We start from the raw sequence: 16,894 nt of genomic DNA on the forward strand, positions 1-16,894 counted from the left end.
CGATCATCCCATTCCGATAAACTTCTTCAATTTGGAAATAACGCCGGACTTCTCGTCCATAGGCATTAAAGGCACGGTATCACCCAAAATACGCCGGGCAATGTTACGATAAGCAATCGCCGCACGCGAGCTTGGATTCATCACCGTCGGCTCTCCCATGTTAGCCGCTTTGATGACATATTCGTCATCCGGAACGATGCCCAACAAATCGATGGCTAATACGGAGCAGATCTCGTCAATGTCAAGCATCTCGCCCTTTTTGACCATATTGGCACGGATCCGGTTAATGACGAGCTTCGGCGATTCAATGCGTTCGTTCTCCAGAAGGCCGATAATACGATCCGCATCACGTACGGCCGCGTTCTCCGGTGTAGTGACGACAATAGCTTTATCGGCTCCGGCAACCGCATTTTTAAACCCTTGCTCTATACCTGCCGGACAATCAATGATGACAAAATCAAAGTCGCGCTTTAACTCCAGCACGATGTCTCTTACCGCTTCCGGGGAAACAGAATGCTTGTCTTTCGTTTGAGCAGCAGGAAGCATGTAGAGCTCGTCAAAGCGTTTGTCCTTCACCAATGCCTGAGCCAACCGGCAGCGCCCCTCTGCTACGTCTACCAAATCATAAATGATCCGGTTCTCCAGCCCCATGACGACATCCAGATTGCGCAGGCCGATATCCGTGTCGACCATACACACCTTTTTCCCTTGAAGCGCCAATGCCGTTCCGATATTAGCGGATGTCGTCGTCTTGCCGACACCGCCTTTTCCCGAAGTAATGACAATTGCTTCTCCCATATGCTTCACTCCTTCTCCTTACTGCTTTGCCGTTAATTTATGCATATGATGAATTTTATCTATTTCCATTTTTCCATCCCGAATATAGGCAAACTCCATAAAAGCTTCGTTGATTCCCCATTCATCCGGCGGCCTGCTGATAATGCCGGCAATCCTGAGCTGAGTCGGTCTCAGATGCGATGCGGCAATAACGGAGGATTCGTCGCCGTCCACCCCTGCGTGAGCCATGCCCTTTAAGGATCCCATCACGTAGATGCTGCCCGAGCTGATAATCGTGCCGCCCGGATTCACATCACCAAGGAACAGGATGTTGCCTTCTTCAGTTAATGTTTGGCCGGAGCGTACGATGCCCTTGAGCAGCTTAATATCCGGCATATGTTGAAAAACGGACGCCGATGGGTCCGCCGTTTGCGATTCAATAGATTGGATCAGCAGATTTCCCTTCTGTCCAATGATGGAGCGAATCTGCTCCTTCTCCTCTTCGGAAACGTTTCTCGTTCCAAGTTTGACGTGAACATGAATAATAGGGCCGGTCAATATTTGCTGATGGGTCTTTTCAAGCTTGTGCTTAAGCTCCTGGATGACTTCATCAAACTCACATGTATCGTTAAGCAAAAATACGAGCCCGTCTTTAACACCTTTTATTGTCACGTGATGCTTTACTGCCGCCATACACTTTTCCAACCCCCTAGCCTATACAATTCGGCTTTTTTCAGCATATCTCCTTCTTTTTCGCTGAAAATTATTCCTCCGGGGCGGGACTTTCTCGGTGCATGCTCTCGAACAGCTTTCTTACCGGAACGTACACGATCAAGGCAAAGAGCAGATTAAACAGCGTGCTTGGCAGCATCTGATGGAAAAACGCCCACTGCAAATCCAGATGCATTGTCTGGAACAAGCGGTACAGCCCGTACACAATAGCTTCATAGAACAAGTTGCCGAGCGCAATGACCAGCATGCTTACGATAATATTGGAATACAACCTGCGGTGCGTAAGGCCGGCCAAATAGCCGGTAAGCCCCATGGCAAAGGATATCGGTCCGAGCATGGGCGAATAGTACAATAAATCCTGCAAAAAACCAAAGATAAGGCCGTACCACAATGCCGTATGACGGTTCACATAAAGTCCGATGTACAATACGATAACAAGCATGAAATGAGGGGCCACGAAGACCCTGGATTGCCACACGCCCGGAATCAGCCACTGGAACAACGTTCCTTCCAGAATTAATAAGGCAGTTAAAATTACCCACAGCCACTTGCGCGCCATCCGCCTCACCCCTGCTCCGGAACAAATACAACGAATACTTCCCGCAAATGGGTAAAGGAGGCAAAGGGTTGTATCGTGGCTTCATGGGAAATTCCGTAAGTGCCCGGCTTCCTGGAAACGACCTTGCCGACCGGAATGCCTCTCGGGAATACTTGACCCAAGCCGGAGGTGATGACTTCATCGCCGACCTCGAGCTTGTCGTTCGGGTCGATCTTCGTCATGATCAGCTTCTGTTGGGTTGGGTCATAGCTTTCGATCATCCCGAAGGACTCGTTCTCCCGGTTCTTGATCGTCACGGATATCGCCTTCGATTCGTTGGCCGTATCGTCCACTCCGTTCAACAGCTGCACGTTGGAGTAGAACGAGAAGGTTTGGAGCACGCGGCCTACCAAGCCGTCTACGGAAACAACCGCCATATTGGGCTTGACGCCGTCCTTCTCTCCCAGATTAATGCGGACTGTATTATTCAGAGAATCCGGGCTGACCGCGACGACCTCGGCAATCCGAAACGTATAGTTGTTAGCCTGCTTCTGGCGCTCCGTAAAGCCGAGCGCTTCCTGCAGCCGCTTGTTTTGCTGCTCCAGATCGTTCAGACGCGTCGTATCTCGGGCATATTTCGTCAAGGTCTGCTTCAGCACCTGATTTTCGATAAAAATCGTACGCATTTGCTTCATATCCTCAAAGAAACCCGCTATGTAGCCAGCGGGCTTATAGAACAATCCTTGTGTCCAAGACAATGTATCGCCAACAAATTTCTCAGGCCACGTCGCCTGCCCTCGTTTGCCGAGCGTCAAGCCCATCAAGGCGATGAAACAGATAAGGCCGAGAAGCAAAATCAGCAGCCTCTTATTCCCCAACAATTTCAAAGCATACACCTTCTAACCTTCACAGCGTAATAATCAGCGTTTTGACTTGCTTGTAGGACCTGATCTCATTTTGAAAAGATGAATATTCTCAAGCGCTCTTCCCGTACCGATTGCCACGCAATCGAGCGGGTTCTCGGCCACAAGAACCGGCATGCCGGTTTCGCGGGACAGCAGCTTGTCCAGGTTGCGCAGCAAACCGCCTCCCCCTGTAAGGACGATGCCGCGGTCCATAATGTCGGCGGCCAGCTCAGGCGGACATTTCTCCAATGTCACCTTCACAGCATCCACGATGCTGTTCACGGTATCTCCCAAAGCTTCCGTAATCTCACCGGAGGTTACGCTCATTGTCTTCGGCAGCCCCGTCACCAGGTCACGGCCGCGGATTTCAAAGCTGACAGGAGGATCCATAGGCAGCGCAGAACCGATCTCCATCTTAATTGATTCCGCTGTACGCTCGCCGATCATCAAGTTATACGTCCGTTTGATGTATTGGGTAATCGCTTCGTCCATATCGTCTCCCGCGACACGGATGGAGCGGCTGGTTACGATACCTCCCAACGAAATGACCGCTACCTCGGTAGTACCGCCGCCAATATCGACGACCATGCTGCCTGTCGGCTCCCATACGGGCAAATCAGCGCCGATCGCCGCTGCAAACGGCTCTTCAATGGTGAAGGCGTCGCGGGCGCCCGCCTGACGGGTCGCGTCCTCTACCGCACGCTTCTCAACGGCTGTAATTCCCGAAGGTACGCACACCATTACGCTAGGATGCCGTTGAAACAACCAGCGGTCCTTCTGGGCCTGGCGAATAAAATATTTAATCATGGTCGAAGTCGTATCAAAATCGGCAATGACCCCGTCCTTCATCGGACGGACTGCACGAATATTACCGGGAGTACGGCCAATCATCTTTTTTGCGTCATTTCCTACGGCCTCTATAGATTTGGTATCGGTACGCAGCGCCACAACCGAGGGCTCTCTGACCACGATCCCTTTACCTTTTACATAGACCAATGTATTTGCTGTCCCGAGATCGATCCCCAGGTCCTTTGTAAAACCACCAAACATGCTCGGTACTCCCTTCCTATGGCTTCATGCCCAAAAAACTGCTGATCCAACCAGCTATTTACTTACATAACAAATCCTTTAACGACTTCCACTATTATATTACATCAAGCCTTGCTCCTTCAAACTTACGTATCTCCGGTCACCGATCACAATGTGATCCAGCACGTCGATACCGATGATCTCGCCTGCTTCCATCAGACGGCGGGTCAAGGCGACATCCTCAGAGCTCGGGGTCGGGTCGCCGCTAGGGTGGTTATGAACGCAAATAATCGAAGCACTGCTCCGCTTGATCGCAGCCCGGAATACTTCCCGGGGATGTACGATCGCCGCATTCAAACTGCCCATAGATAACGTTTCCTGACCAATGATGTGATTTTTTGTATTTAAAAATAAACAAACAAAATGCTCTTTCTGTAAATAACGCATCTCTTCCATCAAAAGACCTGACACGTCCTCGGGTGAACGAACCGTTACAACCTCATTCATACCGCTCCGTGCAAGCCTCCGGCCCAATTCAATGCCGGCCTGGATTTGCAGCCCTTTGGCGGCGCCGATCCCTTTGATTTCCGTTAACTGCTGCAGGCTCATGTCGACAAGACTCCTCAGTCCTCCCGACTGGGCTAACAATCTTTGCGCCAAGTGCACGGCAGATTCCTGAACCGTACCCGTCCGCAGCAAAATAGCTAACAATTCCGCGTTACTTAATGCTTGAGCCCCATACTGCATCATGCGTTCTCTAGGTCGTTCTTCGTTTGGGACATCGCGCAATGTCATATTGGGCGATTCCATTCATTCCCCTCTTTCGTCAAAAAAGTCATTGAACCCTCATTATATCATGATGCAGACTCAAATAACAGCAATACCCAAGCGGGCCAGCAGATCGCTGAGCAGGGATACCGGAAGTCCCACAACATTGAAATAATCGCCTTCAATACGCTCGATCATCGTCGCGCCCAAGCCTTGAATGGCATAGGAGCCCGCTTTATCCATCGGTTCGCCCGTATCAATATAACGCTCGATCTGGGTCGCCGTCAACGGCTTCATGTAAACTGATGTAACATGATGAGAAACCTCCTGCCGGTCTGACGCCAAATCGATGCAAGCCACACCGCTATAGACCTGATGCCATCGTCCCTGCAGCCTGTTCAGCATGCGGAAGGCATCCTGCTTGTCCTTCGGCTTGCCCAGCACTTCGCCGTCTATCACGACGATGGTATCCGATCCGATAACAATTCCGTCCGTGCGCCGCTCCTGTTTATACATTTCGCAGACAGCCGCCGCTTTGCGACTGGATAATTGTTCCACGATCTCCTCCGGCTTGAGCCCGGGCTCCGTATCTTCATTTACATCGCTTACCCTGATTTCATACGGAAGTTGAAGAGACTTGATCAATTCCTGACGGCGAGGAGAGGAAGACGCCAGTATCAGCATTTTTTGCACAGTATTCGACATATATAGACTCCTTGATCCGAATAGTTTGGTCGATTCTTTATTCCAATGTTCCCAGCCCTCTTAGCTTTTACAATTTGCGGTAAATCCAAAACGATGCCGCCAGCCCCGCTAAGCTGACCAAGTTCAGCTTCAGTTCGATGTGAAGATTGTATTTTAACACCAGCAAATCCGCTTTTGGCTCCCATGACAGCTCGACGGATTTCGTCAAAAACGATAAGGCGGAGACCGGGCTGAGCAGCTGCCCTACCAAGGCGCCCGCCACTAGTCCTATGATAAGCAATAAGATAAAAGTAAATGTATTTTTTTTCACTTCGGTTCCCATTCCTCTATCAGTTGATATGCGCATCTCGTATTATAGCATAATTTTGGAGAATGTTACCTGCTTACAACACGTACGGACAGCCTGTAGAATATAGCGAGGAGGGATTCGATTTGAAGCGCCGGCCTTATACTACCATGATGATTCTATTGATGCTTCTGATAGCTTTCCCTACATCGGCCTTTGCGGCGAAAATTGTCGTAGATGCGGGACACGGAGGCTCGGACCCCGGGGCTGTCGGAGTCAATGGCTTAAATGAAAAAACCGTAAATTTGGATATTGCCCGAAAATTAAAGGGCTTCTTGGTTGATAAGGGATATGAAGTAAGCATGACACGTACGGACGATACTTACATATCCTTAAAGGATCGCGTTGATTTCACCAACGCACAGAATGCGGACCTGTTCGTATCGGTCCATGCCAATTCTTACTCTAACCCGGACTCTCGCGGAGCGATGGTCCTGTATTACGATAAGAATTTCCCCCAGGTTGACTATCCGGCCAGTCCGCAAATGGCGGCTCTGACTCCGGAAAGCAAGGAGCTTGCACAAAAAGTGCTGAACCAATTCGTAACGACCGTTGGGGTAGCCAATCTTGGCCTGGTGGAGAGCTCCGTTTATGTCGTACGAATGGGAACGATTCCGAGTATTCTCGTCGAGACTTCGTTCTTATCCAACGCCAAGGACGCCGCTCTGCTTAACAGCGACGAGGTAAGGACACGAATGGCCAAAGCGATCGCTCTTGGCATTGAAGACTACCTGCCGCTTAATGGACAGGGCTCCTCCAGCGTGTTCACGGATATCATCGGGCATTGGGCGAAGGAATCGATCGTGCGCTTGAACACGCAGGGAATTATCGATGGCGTCGGCAAGCAGTTTTTGCCGGACAGGGAGATGACGCGTGCGGAATGGATCACCCTGTTGGACCGCGTATTCAACCTGTCGACGGTCCATGCCGCCGCTTCGACGGGCGTCTGTGCCGACCCGACCGTCACCGGGGCCGTCTACGGCGCAGGGGTATGCACCCCCCTGGCCGACAAAGCCAAGGACGTGCAGGCCGGTCACTGGGCCTACGCGTCCTTGAGCAAAGCGGTGGCCGCCGGGGTGCTGGACGGGTACGAGGACGGGACGCTACGTCCCGACCAGCCCGTCACGCGCGCCGAGGTGGCCGCGATGTTCCAGCGGCTGGCACTGCCGCTGGCAGGCACGGCGGCGGTGACGCAGCCGCCGTTCAAGGATGTGCCGACCGGCTCCTGGTCGGCCAGTGCGATCGCCAGCCTGAAGCAAGCAGGCTGGATCGACGGCATTACGGCGGACCGGTTCATGCCGGACCGCCGTATGACCCGGGCGGAAGCGGCCGCTCTGCTCGACCGCTACACGCAAAGCCAAAAAACGACGAACCGGCAGCCTTAGGGCTGTCCCAGTTCGTCGTTTTTCATATCCGCTTGCGCTTAAACCTAAGCTTAAGCGCAGCTGCTTTAATTTTATTCCGCCGTCACCAGCTTGCGCAATTCCTTCTCCGCCATGACATACTGCATCAAAGCGGCCTCGGTTTGCCACATGTAAGAGGCTCCCGGATTTTTCTTATATTCGTCCAGGGAAACGATCGCTGAGCTCATGGCCGTATTCATTTTTTGCAGCGCTGCTTTGGCGTCATCCGCGAGTCCTTCGGTTGCGGAGGCCGATAATCCCGTCCAGGCTTGATGCGCTGTTTTTATCGACTGCAGTGCTGACGCATCCAGCTGTGAAGGCTTGGATTCCGTCAGGTGGGATGAAGCAAGTGGGACGATCGATTGTACCAGCTTCGCTCCCTGATTCATATAATTAGGCAGCGAATCGGCTTGCTTGCCGTTCCATTTGATTTTGGTAAGGGCCGGCAGCTCCACATTTTTCACGATCACTTCCATGTTTTTTTGCTTGAACTGCTGCGATAGCCCCATCGCCTCGTCACGTGTCATCGCAATGCCAACATAGACCGGATATTTGTCCCCTGAATCACGGACCGCCGTGAATCCTTTTTTCTTCAAATCGGCTTGGGCCGCATCCGCGCTTTGCGGCGTGCTGAACACCCCGCTTTGCAGGAAGCTGTACGATTTGGCAGGGATGCTGGCGGCAATCCCGGCAGCAGCCGAAGCTGAAGCAGGAACCGACGGGCTGACCGCGCCTGATTTATCTGCGGCCGGCTGGGTAGTTCCGTTAACGGCAGCGGTATTTTTATCGGCGGCTCCCTGAGTGGTGCTTATCGAGGTGCCTGATCCGGACACGGCCGTATTCCCGCTTGTTTTCGCCTGATTATCTCCCGAGAACATGGAGAGGACGAAAAATCCGAATGCAATGCCTGTCACGATAGCCCCTGCAACCGATGTTGCGACCTTGATCCAGGAGGTATTCGGCTTACGGGGACCCGATACGTAGACCGGCTCTTCGGGAACATACCATCGATGATCCCTAAGAGGCTCAGAAGGCTCTTCCTGATCATAACGATCGCGCAGGTCTTGCTTCGGCTCCAAGCTGTCTCCCGCTCTGTTCTTGGCACCGTTGGATTCCCGAATCAACTGCTCGACCCGATTGGTCTCTGCGTCGAAGGAGCTCTGCCAGCCGCCGTAATCCGTCGTGTACAGATTTAAAGGCTGGGCGTCAATGAGCGGCTGCTTGGCTGGAGCTGCAGCCTGAGGGGGTAACGACGAATGGTTTCCTTCCTCTACGGTATGAATGAAGCTGTCATTCACGCGAGGCGTTTCTTCCACCCGATACTCTTCCACATGAAGCGGTATGACCTGGGGCTCTTCCTTCACCACGCGCTGCGAGCCATTATTCCGTCCAGGGCTATGGTCAAATCGAAAAGTCATTTTGTTCTTATTCATTCCTACTTCTCTCCCTTGTCCATTTTCGTATTACTAGACTATGAGAGAGATGGAAGGATTAGAACAAGCAAGTCCTTATTTTGCGCGACATGGTCTTACCCGCTTCCGGCCGGACCTCTATCAATTGGAGCAGGGTTACCGAATTAATTGGCTGGCGGCGTAAATACCCGCTGGGCAAATTCCGCATCCATCATAAAGAATGCGTTGCTGTCCTTATCTATCCGCTTGAGCTTCTGAATAATGCTGTCAAACATCGCTTCCTCCTCCACCTGCTCATCAATAAACCATTTGAGGAAATGAATCGTAGCGTGCTCCCTGTCATTCAAGGCCATATCAGACAGATGGTAGATGCGCTGTGTAACGATTTTCTCATGCTCGTAGGCATGCTCGAACACTTCCAGAATAGAGGCATACTCATTTTTCGGATGGTCCATCCCTTGGATTGTAGCTCTTCTGCCGCGGTCATTGAGAAACTTATAGATCTTCATCGCATGGAAACGTTCCTCTTCCGCCTGTACGATATAGAAATTGGCAAAGCCGTCCAGGCTCTCTGCCGAGCAGTATGCAGCCATAGCGAGGTAGACATGAGAGGAATAAAATTCATAATTCATTTGCTCATTGAGCGCTTGGCTTAGTTCGTCGTTTAACAAAGCTACACAACCTTCCATGATGTGATCAGTTAAAAAGAGCCTTATCCGATCAAATCGAGCAGCACTTCATACAGCTTTTCGGCAGAAGGCGCGCAGATGACATCGGCTTTTCCAACCTTTGCGATGCATTGCCTGGAGCAAAGCTTGCACGCGCCGAGACAGTCCCGCTTCTTTTGCTTCATCTCGGGAAACTGTTTCTTCATAGTCTTGTAAACGCTCTTGGACCCGTGCTTGAAGTTTCTGCAGCAGTATTTGATCTTCATGATAAGGCTTCCCTTCTTCTGTTATTTCAATCAAATGATAATAGTTATCATTTGCACTGTCAATGCATATTCTTCATTCAAAAAAGAAAGAACCATACAAGCTTAACGCTCGCATGGTTCCGATAGATGGTTTGGGTCCTTAGGATACGCTTCTTTTGCCTTCTAACGCTTTGGCCAGGCCGTCGGCAGCTTTCCAGATGTCTCCCGCTCCCATGGTCAGGACCAGATCTCCGCTCTTCACATGGGAGTATAGGTACTCCTGCACCTGCTCTTTGGAAGGAATGTATTGTACATTCTTATTGCTGTTTTGACGAATCAGCTCTACCAGCTTGGCCGAAGAGATCCCTTCGATTTGTTTTTCGCCGGCCGGAGAGTAAATGTCGGTAATGATGACCTCGTCCGCTTCAGGAAAAGCACGGCTGAACTGCTCGAACAGAAAATAGGTTCGGGTGTAGCGTTGAGGCTGAAATACGGCAATGATCTTTTTCCCTGTCGCCTTCGCGGCACTGATAGTGGCTTCAATCTCCGTCGGATGATGGGCGTAGTCATCGATGACCAGAATATCATCTACCTCACCTAACACTTGGAAGCGCCGCTTGGCTCCGCGGAATTCAGTGATAGCCCCCGCCACCTGCCCGAAGGTTAGTCCTGCTTCCAGGCAGGTGATCAGCGTAGCCAACGCATTGTAAACGTTGTGCTTTCCCGGAACCGACAGCCTGATCGTGCCGAGCGGCTGACCGTGATGGAGAACATCGAATTGTACCTTTCGGTCTCCCAGATCAATGTTGGTCGCCATATAATCGGCATCATGCTCGATGCCGTAAGTAATGACCTCGCTTTGAATTAACGGAATCATCTCGCGCAAGTAGCTGTCATCCTTGCAAACGACAGCCTTCCCATCGGATTTTACCTGACTTAAAAATTGAGCATATGCCTTTTTCAAATTTTCAAAATCTCCGTTATAATTTTCCAGATGGTCCGCTTCAATATTGTTCACCAAAGCAATGTATGGATGATATTGCAGGAAAGACCCGTCGCTCTCGTCAGCTTCGGCTACAACCCAGTCGCCTTGGCCGGCCTTCGCATTGCTGCCGACATTCATGATCTCTCCGCCAATAATATAGGTGGGGTCCTGCTGACAGTGCTCAAGAACAAGAGCGATCATCGAAGATGTCGTCGTCTTCCCGTGAGCTCCCGCTACAGCAATCCCTTTCTTGGCATTCATTAAACGGGCGAGCATTTGGGAACGGTGCAGAATAGGGATGTTCAAATTCTCGGCAGCCGTCATCTCGACGTTATCCTTCGCTAAAGCCGTAGAATAGACTACGACATCGGCCCCATTAACGTGTTCAGCCTCATGGCCGATATATACTCGTGCTCCTTTGGCAGCCAGCTTTTCCGTAAGCTCCTGCCGCGCCAAATCAGAACCCGATACTTGGTACCCCATTTCCAGCATGACTTTGGCAATTGCACTCATGCCGTATCCGCCAATACCGATAAAATGGATATGCTCAGATGGTTTCACGCCGCTCTCACCAGCCTTTTTCAGAATCGGATTGATGTAAGACCCAGGAACGAACATCTCCAATTAAATACAACGTGCCGGACACAACGGCCAGATCGTCCTGGGCCGTTCTCGCTTTAACCTGCTCCAGCGCCGCTTTCCAATCCGGTTCTACGATCACTTCCACATCCTTACGATCGATTTCCTGTAAAAGGGTTCTGGCCAGCTCGGCTAACTTCACAGCATCTTCCTTTTTATGCCAATCCGGCTCGGTAAGGATAAGTGTATCCACCAGTGGTAGTATATGCCGTAAATATTCGGAATGATTCTTGGTAGAGAGCATTCCCATAACAAAGTGTAGTTTATTGTATGTGTACGTTTCCCGTAGTGCCTGTGCTAATACAGCACCTCCCTCGGGATTATGTGCGCCGTCTATGAGAATACGCGGAGATTGGGAAATCATCTCGAGCCGCCCCGCCCACTTGGTTGCCCTCATGGCATCCTGCAGCACATCGTCCTCTACAATCAAAGCATAATATTGACGCATCAGCTCGATAGCCATTAAGGCTACCGAAGCATTTTGCAGCTGATGCTGCCCGTTCATCGTAATTCCTATCTCCGGAATAGGGCGGAACGGACTTTGGAACCCAAAGGTCTGGTCATTTTCCTTGGAAGATAGCACTTCATAGCGGAATTGTCTGTTCAATAAATAAAGCGTGCTGTTTTTCTGCTTGGCTGTTTGCTCCAATACCTCAATCGCTTCCGGTTGGCTTACTGCACTGACTACCGGTACACCCGCCTTAATAATACCCGCTTTCTCAGCAGCCACCTTCTCGATGGAATCACCCAGTATTTCCATATGGTCATGGCCTACATTCGTAATGATCGAAAGGATCGGACTGACGACGTTCGTTGAATCCAGACGTCCTCCAAGGCCTGTCTCCCACACGACAAAGTCCGGATAGGATACGTGGGCAAAATATTCTATCGCTACGGCTGTCGACACTTCGAACATCGTCGGCTGTCCGAGCTCGGAAGCCGCAATCTCATCGACCAGCGGCTTGATTTTGTTGACAACGCGCAGCAAGTCTTCTTCCGATATGTTCTCGCCGTTCAACCGAATGCGATCCGTATATTTCTCGATATAAGGGGACGTAAAGGTCCCCACATCGTATCCGCTCTGCTTTAAGATCTCAGTTAGATAGGCGCAGACGGAGCCTTTGCCGTTCGTTCCCGCCACATGAATGAATTTCAAGCGGCGCTCCGGATTATCAAGCAGCTCCATCAGCTTTTCCATTCGGTTAAGCCCCGGCTTAATTCCGAATGGAATCAAATGTACAATCCAATCGATGGCCTCTGACGCACTTTGAAAAGCGGTACCGCTTGGTCTTGCTGGTACGTTCGTCTCGCTCATCTTATTCACCCTCTCAGTTCAGTCAAACGGGCGATCACTTTATCTCTCTTATCCGCGTAATCGGCTAGCTTAGCTTTTTCTTCTTCGATAACTTTGGCCGGCGCTTTGGCCACGAATCCTTCATTGGCCAGCTTTTTCTCAATACGCTCCACTTCTCCGTGCAGCGTTTGAAGCTCCTTCTCAAGCCGCGCAATCTCCTGGGAAATATCGATCAGCCCCGCTAACGGCAAGGATAGCTCGGCTCCCGTTACGATACCTGTCATCGCTTTATCCGGCGTTGCAATATCCATACCGATTTCAAGCAGCGAAGTGTTGCAGAAGCGTTGAATATATCCTTCATTATTCTTCAAGCTGGCAAGAACGTCTGCCGACGCAGGCTTCACCAGCAGCTCGATTTTTTTGCTCATCGGCACATTAACCTCTGCGCGAATGTTACGCACAGCACGAATGATATCCATCAGGAGCTCCATTTCACGTACCGCTTCCTCAGCCTCAAAGCGGCTCTCATATACAGGCCACTGAGCAAGGGTAATCGTCTCTCCTTGATGAGGAAGGTGCTGCCATATTTCCTCGGAAATAAACGGCATAAACGGATGAATGAGACGCTGTGTTTGGTCCAAAACGTAGGCAAGCACGGATTTCGTCGTTTTCTTAGCCTGCTCATCCGTACCGTATAACGAAATTTTGCTGAACTCGATATACCAGTCGCACAAGTCATCCCAAATAAAGTTATACAGCACACGTCCGGTTTCCCCGAATTCATAGGAATCCATGAGACGAGTCACATCGCGGACGGTTTCGTTCAGACGGTGCAGAATCCAGCGGTCGGCTGTTCCCAAGGATCCGCTAAGATCGATTTCCTCCGCTTTGAAATCTCCCAGATTCATCAGGGCGAACCGGGAAGCATTCCAAATTTTATTAGCGAAGTTGCGCGCCTGCTCCACTCTCTCCCAGCGGAAGCGAAGATCCTGACCAGGTGTTGAGCTTGTGGACAGCATCCAGCGCATCGCGTCCGCGCCGTACTTCTCGATTACCTCGATCGGGTCGACGCCGTTGCCGAGCGATTTGGACATCTTTTGGCCCTCGGCATCGCGCACCAGCCCGTGAATCAGAACGTCCTTGAACGGCATTTGATCCGTAAATTCCAGACCCGTAAAGATCATCCGGGATACCCAGAACGGAATAATATCGTAGCCTGTTACAAGCAAAGTGGTAGGGTAATAACGTTCCAGATCCGCCGTTTGTTCCGGCCATCCGAGCGTGGAGAACGGCCATAATGCGGAGCTGAACCACGTATCCAATACATCGTTATCCTGCTTCAGGTTCGTGCTGCCGCAGGAGCATTGCTTAACGTCTTCACGGGAAACATGGGTTTGTTGGCAGTCCTCGCAGTACCATGCCGGAATCCGGTGACCCCACCAAAGCTGGCGGGAAATACACCAGTCGCGTACATTTTCAATCCAATGCAGATACGTTTTTTCGAAGCGGTCTGGAACGAAGTTAGCTCCTTTTCCGGATTTTTGCGCTTCAATCGCACGTTCAGCCAACGGCTTCATTTTGACGAACCATTGTGTAGACAAGTACGGCTCGATTACAGCGCCGCTGCGCTCGCTATGTCCAACCTGATGAACGTGGTCTTCGATTTTCACCAAAACGCCCTGCTCTTTCAGATCGGCAACGATTTGCTTGCGGCATTCAAACCGGTCCACCCCGTTATATTTGCCGGCGTTCTCGTTCATTTTGCCGCTTTCGTCCATAACGAGAATTTGCGGCAGATCATGGCGCTTGCCTACCTCGAAGTCGTTCGGGTCATGGGCAGGCGTGATTTTCACGGCGCCGCTGCCGAAGTCTTTTTCAACATACTCATCCGCTACAATCGGAATCTCACGGCCGATTATCGGCAGTACTAGCATTTTGCCGATCAGGTGCTGATAGCGCTCATCCTCCGGATGGACCGCAACCGCCGTATCCCCTAGCATCGTCTCGGGACGAGTCGTCGCAACAACAATGGACTCATCGCTGTCCTTTACCGGATAACGAAGATGGTACAGATGTCCCTGCACCTCTTTGTATACAACTTCAATATCGGAAAGAGCCGTGCGTGCAGCCGGATCCCAGTTGATGATGTAGTTGCCGCGGTAGATAATGCCTTTCTCGTACAGCTTCACGAATACTTCGCGAACCGCCTTGGACAAGCCTTCGTCCAGGGTAAAGCGTTCCCGGGAGTAGTCGAGTGAAAAGCCCATTTTCGCCCATTGCTGATGAATGGATTCCGCATAAAGCTCCTTCCACTCCCATACTTTTTCGAGGAACTTCTCGCGTCCCAGATCGTAACGGGTCATTCCTTGCTCCCGCAGCTTTTGCTCCACCTTGGTTTGAGTGGCGATACCCGCATGGTCCGATCCCGGAAGCCAGAGCGCGTCATATCCCTGCATTCTTTTGGTGCGGATCATGATATCTTGAAGCGTACAGTCCAGAGCATGCCCGATATGCAGCATTCCTGTCACGTTCGGCGGCGGAATAACAATCGTATACGTTTCAGCATCCTGGCGCTGACCCGCTTTAAAGAATTGGCCCTTCAGCCAATAATCGTACCATTTTGTTTCGGCCTCTTTCGGGTCGTAGGTTGTGGGCATCGACGTCGTCGAAGCTTGGGGTTGAGTCGTCTTGGTTTCTTCCATCGCTATGGACCTCCATTGTTAAAAAATCGTAATAAGTCCCGGTATCCCAGGAGTTTGCTGCGTATCGTTGCCAGATGCAACAAAAAAATCCTTCCGCCGCAAAGGACGAAAGGATCTGCTTCCGTGGTACCACCTTTATTCCGCAATGGCGTTCCTCCCCTGGTATCCGCCACTGTATTAACAATGCAACGGACACACAAGGCGAAAAAGATCGCTATGCGGCACTTCAACAGATAACGGCTGTGACCGGCAATGTCTAGTCTCATCAGCTGCGAAGGGCTTCATGGTAAGGACCGCCTAACGCTAAGGAAATCTGAATCGGTTGAACATTGCAACTCCAGGGCGACTTCGGCCAGTTACATCCTGCGGAATCTTACAGCGCAGCAATTCCGCTCTCTGAAGGGTTGGCTGCCTACTATTCCCTTTCCACGTTGTTAGCATGTATAATCATTCCTATGATAAACAACATTCCACATACAGTCAATACGATAAGTGTCATAAGTCGTCGATACTACTCAATATAACCAAAAAACACCCCGAACAAACCCGTTTTCCAGGGAAGTTCGAGGTGTTTTTTCCAGTCTCTTGGATTATTTCGGAATATAAACAATTTGGCCTTCCGTTAAATCGGTATCGCCGAGCCTATTGAACAGTGCGATTTCACGGGGATTCAGATCATAGCGCTTGGCAATGCTCTCCAAGGTTTCTTCCTTCTGGACAATGCAGAGTCGAAGGCGTTTGAATTCCTTCTGCTCCCCTTTGGGACTTGCGAGCAGTCTCTTCCACTCGACCTTCTCTCCCTGAGGCGGGTCGACCGCGGGCGACTCCTCCTCCTGCCTGCCCTCCGGTGCTTTCACCGATGCCTGGCTCTGCAGCAAGGAGGTCAGACCAAACGGTTTGGCCGGTTCTTCCGCTTCCCCTTTTTTGCCCGAGATCCCAATCTTCATTTCCTTGCTCTTATCCTCGCTGCTTTCTGCTTCTGAAGCCGCTTCGACTGCCACCGGCTCTGAGACAGGCACCGCTTCCTCCGGCACCTCCAATGCGGCAAGAGAACCGCTCTCCTGAGCCGATGACCGCTGATCTTGTCTTGCTTGCTGTGCCTGTTCAGGCTTTGTCTCCTTCGTCTCTGCGACTATCTTCTCTTCAATAGGATTCGCAGCGGCAAACGCCAAAGAGGGAGAAGTCCATTCCTCCTGTTCCCCGCCCTTTGGCTCGATCTGTACCGTCAATGAGACTTCTTCTTCCTGACGTTCAACTTCCTCTTGAACCGCTGCCGGCGATTCAGGTACTTCCGGCTCCCGCTGCTGTCCCTGCACCTCGTGTACAAAGACGACTTCCTCCTCAGCTTCGCCCCAAATATCTCCGACCGATGGCGACACGACCTCAAGTCCGTTTAGAGACAAGACGCCAGTGATATTCAAGCTCCTTGTCGACAATAGCTCCACATCGAAATTTTCAATCTCTACCGCTATGTCTTCCATCCGCTGCACTCGGTTCATAGGAAGTGTAATTTCGACCGGAATCAGATGCTCCAAGGTACGGTTCACCGCATCCTGTTCGTCCACATATGTCCCGGACAAGAGCAGGTTGCCGCGCAAAAGAGCTTGATCCCCTTGTGGAAGCACTTGAATATGCGGGGCAAGCTCAATGCCCTCCAGCTCCTTGATCCCTGCCACACCTTCCGACAAATGCACTCGCTCATAGATATCAAATCGCAATCCGCTTTGCTGTTCAGCCAATGTTTTG

General features: G+C 51.1%; 16 protein-coding genes and 1 other annotated feature. Of the genes, 1 reads left to right on the forward strand and 15 read right to left on the reverse strand.

Annotated elements, in window-relative coordinates; translation table 11 throughout:
* Positions 1 to 3 precede the first annotated feature (3 nt).
* From minD to GGC63_RS14185, 8 genes are all read right to left on the reverse strand, one after another.
* On the reverse strand, positions 4 to 798 hold the full coding sequence (gene minD, locus GGC63_RS14150) for a septum site-determining protein MinD (protein ID WP_079910031.1): 795 nt from the start codon (positions 796 to 798) through the stop codon (positions 4 to 6).
* An 18-nt stretch (positions 799 to 816) separates the two neighbouring features.
* On the reverse strand, positions 817 to 1,470 hold the full coding sequence (gene minC, locus GGC63_RS14155) for a septum site-determining protein MinC (protein WP_079910030.1): 654 nt from the start codon (positions 1,468 to 1,470) through the stop codon (positions 817 to 819).
* A 70-nt stretch (positions 1,471 to 1,540) separates the two neighbouring features.
* Positions 1,541 to 2,068: a rod shape-determining protein MreD gene (gene mreD, locus GGC63_RS14160; RefSeq protein WP_192702862.1), complete on the reverse strand. Its 528-nt coding sequence runs from the start codon at positions 2,066 to 2,068 to the stop codon at positions 1,541 to 1,543.
* Positions 2,069 to 2,073: 5 nt separating this feature from the next.
* Positions 2,074 to 2,934 carry a rod shape-determining protein MreC gene (gene mreC / locus GGC63_RS14165; RefSeq protein ID WP_079910028.1) on the reverse strand — a complete coding sequence of 287 codons (861 nt, stop codon included), beginning with the start codon at positions 2,932 to 2,934 and terminating at the stop codon, positions 2,074 to 2,076.
* 33 nt (positions 2,935 to 2,967) lie between these two features.
* Positions 2,968 to 4,002 carry a rod shape-determining protein gene (locus GGC63_RS14170; RefSeq protein WP_192702863.1) on the reverse strand — a complete coding sequence of 345 codons (1,035 nt, stop codon included), beginning with the start codon at positions 4,000 to 4,002 and terminating at the stop codon, positions 2,968 to 2,970.
* Positions 4,003 to 4,101: 99 nt separating this feature from the next.
* The gene (gene radC / locus GGC63_RS14175) at positions 4,102 to 4,791 is read right to left on the reverse strand and encodes a RadC family protein (protein WP_079910026.1); all 690 of its coding nucleotides are present in this window, start codon (positions 4,789 to 4,791) and stop codon (positions 4,102 to 4,104) included.
* A gap of 57 nt (positions 4,792 to 4,848) precedes the next feature.
* Complete coding sequence (locus GGC63_RS14180) at positions 4,849 to 5,454, reverse strand: Maf family protein (RefSeq protein WP_192702864.1); 606 nt, start codon at positions 5,452 to 5,454, stop codon at positions 4,849 to 4,851.
* A 67-nt stretch (positions 5,455 to 5,521) separates the two neighbouring features.
* Positions 5,522 to 5,764: a DUF4321 domain-containing protein gene (locus GGC63_RS14185; protein ID WP_079910175.1), complete on the reverse strand. Its 243-nt coding sequence runs from the start codon at positions 5,762 to 5,764 to the stop codon at positions 5,522 to 5,524.
* 122 nt (positions 5,765 to 5,886) lie between these two features.
* On the opposite strand from GGC63_RS14185, the gene GGC63_RS14190 reads away from it, so the two are divergent.
* Complete coding sequence (locus GGC63_RS14190; protein WP_225948188.1) at positions 5,887 to 7,185, forward strand: N-acetylmuramoyl-L-alanine amidase; 1,299 nt, start codon at positions 5,887 to 5,889, stop codon at positions 7,183 to 7,185.
* 71 nt (positions 7,186 to 7,256) lie between these two features.
* Here the strand turns inward: GGC63_RS14190 and GGC63_RS14195 are convergent, their stop codons facing one another.
* The 7 genes from GGC63_RS14195 to GGC63_RS14225 all read right to left on the reverse strand — a co-directional run bounded on the left by GGC63_RS14195 (position 7,257) and on the right by GGC63_RS14225 (position 16,887).
* Entirely contained in the window at positions 7,257 to 8,636 is a 1,380-nt protein-coding gene (locus GGC63_RS14195; RefSeq protein WP_192702865.1) for an SPOR domain-containing protein, read from the reverse strand.
* Between the two features lie 143 nt (positions 8,637 to 8,779).
* Positions 8,780 to 9,286, reverse strand: coding sequence for a ferritin (locus GGC63_RS14200; protein ID WP_179135963.1), 507 nt, complete (start codon positions 9,284 to 9,286; stop codon positions 8,780 to 8,782).
* A 41-nt stretch (positions 9,287 to 9,327) separates the two neighbouring features.
* Positions 9,328 to 9,549, reverse strand: coding sequence for a DUF1450 domain-containing protein (locus tag GGC63_RS14205; RefSeq protein WP_079910022.1), 222 nt, complete (start codon positions 9,547 to 9,549; stop codon positions 9,328 to 9,330).
* A 139-nt stretch (positions 9,550 to 9,688) separates the two neighbouring features.
* The gene (gene murC / locus GGC63_RS14210) at positions 9,689 to 11,074 is read right to left on the reverse strand and encodes a UDP-N-acetylmuramate--L-alanine ligase (RefSeq protein ID WP_192702866.1); all 1,386 of its coding nucleotides are present in this window, start codon (positions 11,072 to 11,074) and stop codon (positions 9,689 to 9,691) included.
* A gap of 7 nt (positions 11,075 to 11,081) precedes the next feature.
* Positions 11,082 to 12,467, reverse strand: a complete 1,386-nt coding sequence (locus tag GGC63_RS14215) for a bifunctional folylpolyglutamate synthase/dihydrofolate synthase (protein WP_192702867.1) — start codon at positions 12,465 to 12,467, stop codon at positions 11,082 to 11,084.
* A gap of 5 nt (positions 12,468 to 12,472) precedes the next feature.
* Complete coding sequence (locus GGC63_RS14220; RefSeq protein WP_192702868.1) at positions 12,473 to 15,148, reverse strand: valine--tRNA ligase; 2,676 nt, start codon at positions 15,146 to 15,148, stop codon at positions 12,473 to 12,475.
* A gap of 98 nt (positions 15,149 to 15,246) precedes the next feature.
* Positions 15,247 to 15,586 (reverse strand) — a binding site (T-box leader).
* Between the two features lie 152 nt (positions 15,587 to 15,738).
* On the reverse strand, positions 15,739 to 16,887 hold the full coding sequence (locus GGC63_RS14225; protein ID WP_192702869.1) for a LysM peptidoglycan-binding domain-containing protein: 1,149 nt from the start codon (positions 16,885 to 16,887) through the stop codon (positions 15,739 to 15,741).
* Between the last annotated feature and the right edge of the window lie 7 nt (positions 16,888 to 16,894).

This window comes from Paenibacillus sp. OAS669, from assembly GCF_014873645.1.
In the GTDB taxonomy this organism is placed as follows: domain Bacteria; phylum Bacillota; class Bacilli; order Paenibacillales; family NBRC-103111; genus Paenibacillus_S; species Paenibacillus_S vulneris.